This is a genomic window from Paenibacillus sp. Marseille-Q9583 (assembly GCF_976954365.1).
This window is the reverse complement of sequence record NZ_CDRJTB010000141.1, coordinates 1-3,833: the sequence shown is the minus strand read 5'-3', so window position 1 is coordinate 3,833 and position 3,833 is coordinate 1. Positions and strand designations below refer to the sequence as shown.

Here is a 3,833-nt window from a genome sequence, read left to right as displayed (position 1 = left end):
TCTTTTTGAAAAGTCTTCAAGCAGGTTCTCCGCAACATATGGATCAATATAGAAGATGGATCTTTCAAAGGGACAAGCGGTAGAGACCTCAGAATAGATCCGGTGCAGCTGATAGGGCTGGAAAAAGAATAACATCCCCCTGCGGATATCGTACATCTGCTGATTGACAACAACATTTCCCTGACCGCCATGCACGAACATGATTTCACAGCATTGATGCCAGTGATAATAACCTTTGTAATAGTCGTCTGTATATATTTTGTAATCCCACACTAAGGTCTGATGTTCTTCAAAAACAACGGGTTCGAATAGCTGCTTCATAAGCCCTCCAAGATGACAAAATACAAACATTTTCTTATGTTCCATTATAACTTTAAGGGTGATGAAAGCGATACAATAAAAATGAACTGAGTGATGCTATCGGGAGACAGGTCGCCATGTTAGATTACATAAACAGTAGCCCAGAATCCAGAATTCAAAATCTAAAACTGAACTCGACAAAAAAACTGCAAAAGTATAGTTTTTATCAGTTAATTAGGTGTTGGTTAGGGATAATGCTGCAAATATACAGGAATATGACTCTAAATTAACCTTGGTTATCTTAAAATTAGTGAAAAACTGTATGTATGCAGGAAAACTCCTCCGTAGATGAATAAAGGACCTAAAAGATGTAAAATTGCAGGATTTCTACAAGCGGTTCATCGCGTTGGGCTGGAGTTCATACTTTACAACATGTTTTCCTTCTGGTCCGGTTACAGGTGAGAGCACCCCTTTGGTGCAGAGGGAATGCAGCATTCGAACGGCTGATCGATGATTGATATTTAAATGAATCTCTACATCAATTGGGCGTAATGGGCGAGCAAGCGTATAGGCAAGTCGGATGATTTCCCGTTCCGCCACACTCTCCAGACTAACTGGAGAAGATTCTGACTGATATCGGCTAAGCAGCATTCGCAACAGTGTCATGCAAATCTCGGGACGACTAGCGACGTCGTCGTATGCAAATGAAATAACTTGAAATCCCATTGCAGATAAGAAGGTTTCTCTGTTCAGTTCATTACAGTATTTATTTCTATCCATATCTCGAACATGTGGACCAAAACCTTTGATTTCGATGACTAGCTTCACATACCGTGTGATGTATGCAAAGTCACAGAAATAGGATTGACCCCGCCAATCGAGCACTTCGAATTCTGGATGTAGACCGTCAAAATTCAATCGTAGAGACCACCAAACGTTGCGGCAAAATAGCTTCTCCGCTTCCCGGTGTCCACGTTCCAAGCGACCTTTGCGTTCCCCTGATCTTTTTTGTAAATGGTATTGAATAAATGAAGCATGCGCCGTTTCGAAGTTCATCTTTAATCATTCCCCCTTAATCAACGAAAAAACGTCCCGATCCATTCAAAAAGGAATGAATCGGGACGTTCTTCGTCTCGTACACTTAATTATAGTTAAGATTCTATTAGTTGACCAGACGAATAGGACTTTAAAACTTCATAAATCAGTAGCTTAATTTCCGCATTCTTTTGTTGATTACTGAGAAGGGGATTTGAGTGGCTTTAATATGAAAATGATGATGGAATGTACATCTTTTAATTAATATGTGATACAATTAAATTGTGCACAAATTAAACTAAGGGGAGTTAATCAAATGATCCTAGCAGGTGATATCATGGTCGGTCTCGTTGCGTTAATACATATTTATATTGTCTATCTGGAAATGTTCGCTTGGTCAAAGCCCAAAGGGCTTCGAGTTTTTGGAATGACACAGGAAGTTGCGGATGCTTCTAAAACTCTAGCAGCGAATCAAGGGTTGTATAATGGATTTTTAGCTGCTGGTTTAATTTGGGGACTGGTTCATCCGAATGTGAATTTCGGCCACCAAGTTGTAATCTTTTTCCTTTGCACTGTTATAGTGGCGGCAATTTATGGTGCACTGACGGTGAAAAAATCTATTTTGTTCATGCAAGGACTTCCAGCTTTTATCGCTTTAATACTAGTAGTTTGGAGTTAAGATAACCTAAAAGTTAGCGAATTTAGAATTTAGGGTTTTACCTCGCGTGTAGGTGTGGTGAAGCCTTTTTTTTGCGTGAGATAAAATGTAGTAATCAGTAATTATACGGTTCGTTTTATTTTCCTGTGACTTACGCAGAAACGGCAACTAACTATTTGCGAGCAATACCCTTAAAAAAGTAAATCCAAAATAAAAAAGAGCTGTTTCCAGGCAGGTAATCACCTGTCAAGGAAACAGCCCTTTTTATGTCTGATGTCTTCACGAGGGGAAGAGCTGCTTATTGAATAGAGGCAGCATAAATCGCTTCTACAGACTTGGAGAGGAGCGCGTTAAACTCTTCGTCTGACTGCCCGGCATTTAGTCCTTGCGATAAAGCACGTGAGAAGCTGGCGATTAATCCTTGATTATGAGCAAGCTTATCGTTGGCCTCAACTTGAGTGTAACCCCCGGACAAAGCGACAATTCTTAATACGTGAGGATCGTCCATTAACTCACGGTAGAAGTTATTCTCCGTGGGTATGGAGAGCTTAAGCATGACCTTTACGTCTTTGCCCAGCTTAGACAATTGAACTGAAAGTTCTTCTTGTAACAGCTTTTCTGACGCTCTTTTATCAGCAGAATGGATATCAACCTCAGGCTCGATAATCGGAACCAGTCCCGCTTCTAAAATTTGCTTGCCAACTTCAAACTGCTGTTCAACCACTTTATTGATGCCGGAAGGATTGGCTTCTTTAATCACCGAGCGCATTTTCGTCCCAAAGATATTCCGTTCGTTGGCACGCTTCAGAAGATCACTTAAGCCGGGAATTGGCTTCATGAGCTGTACCCCGTTTTCTGGCTCCGCAAGTCCTTTATCGATTTTCAGAAAAGGCACAATGCCTTTTTCCTCCCACAGATAATCAGCAGTATATTTTCCGTCGATGAGACGGTCCATTGTGTTCTCAAATAAGATTGCACCCAATATATACTTCGAATCAAATGCAGGGCTCTTGATAATGCGCGTTCGCATCTCGTGAACCATTGCATACATTTGATCTTCATTGGAGTAGCTGTCCTCTTTAATGCCATATTGCAGCAGCGCTTTAGGTGTACTTCCACCACTTTGGTCCAAGGCAGCTATAAATCCTTGTCCCGTCTGAATTCGATCCCATTGCTTCATATTCATGAAAAAATCTCCTTCCTTTCGTAAACTGAATGGAAATTCATGCGTTCTTTAATTATAAAACTTAAAATACTGGCCTTAAACAAGAGGCTGGGTGAACAAGGAGGTAACCGTCCAAGATGAGTTGGTAGTAAGGAAAGAATTAAGGACTTCTGAGTTCGATTCAACCAAGGAGATCAGCGTGAGTTGACGTAAAGGACTGCATTGCAGCTATTTGGTTTTGTTGGCGCATTTTTGAGAGAAATCGGACTGTATAGTCTCTTATCATCTCTCCGAAGCGTACTCTGATAATCTTCCTCGAAGATGACCTTTTTTATGCTTAAAAATCTTAGTTGAGATTAAAAGTAAGATCGATTTGTAATATTTTATGGACGTCGTCCATTTCAAAATGATCAATTACTTGAAGTTAGTTTGAAGATACGAGGGAGAACGAGTAAAGGTGGCGACTGGAAATTTTATTTTTGTTACAAAGTGGCTGTTGTGATGATTCTTAAATCGGAGTGTATAGATTCAGGTTCGCTAAAGGCCCGCTGGGATTGAGATTATCCTTTGATTAACGAGAATACCCGAGTAATTTAATACGAATAATCCAATAAGATTTTCTTTGTGACATTAATCATAATTACCAATTGTTAGCTTTGTGAAAATAATAACTTT

At 40.0% G+C, this 3,833-nt stretch carries 4 protein-coding genes; 1 reads left to right on the top strand and 3 read right to left on the bottom strand.

Annotated elements, in window-relative coordinates:
• Together ACWNM1_RS30360 and ACWNM1_RS30355 are read right to left on the bottom strand one after the other, a co-directional pair.
• A partial coding sequence (locus tag ACWNM1_RS30360) for an AraC family ligand binding domain-containing protein (protein WP_449603900.1) occupies positions 1–321 on the bottom strand: 321 nt, incomplete at its 3' end.
• Between the two features lie 366 nt (positions 322–687).
• Positions 688–1,356 (bottom strand): DUF559 domain-containing protein, encoded by a 669-nt coding sequence (locus ACWNM1_RS30355; protein ID WP_449603899.1) that lies wholly within the window; start codon positions 1,354–1,356, stop codon positions 688–690.
• 295 nt (positions 1,357–1,651) lie between these two features.
• Between ACWNM1_RS30355 and ACWNM1_RS30350 the strand changes: the two genes are divergently transcribed.
• Positions 1,652–2,014, top strand: coding sequence for a DUF1304 domain-containing protein (locus ACWNM1_RS30350; RefSeq protein ID WP_449603898.1), 363 nt, complete (start codon positions 1,652–1,654; stop codon positions 2,012–2,014).
• 277 nt (positions 2,015–2,291) lie between these two features.
• Here ACWNM1_RS30350 and ACWNM1_RS30345 read toward each other — a convergent pair whose 3' ends face one another.
• Positions 2,292–3,179, bottom strand: coding sequence for a fructose bisphosphate aldolase (locus tag ACWNM1_RS30345; protein ID WP_449603897.1), 888 nt, complete (start codon positions 3,177–3,179; stop codon positions 2,292–2,294).
• Positions 3,180–3,833: the final 654 nt, after the last annotated feature.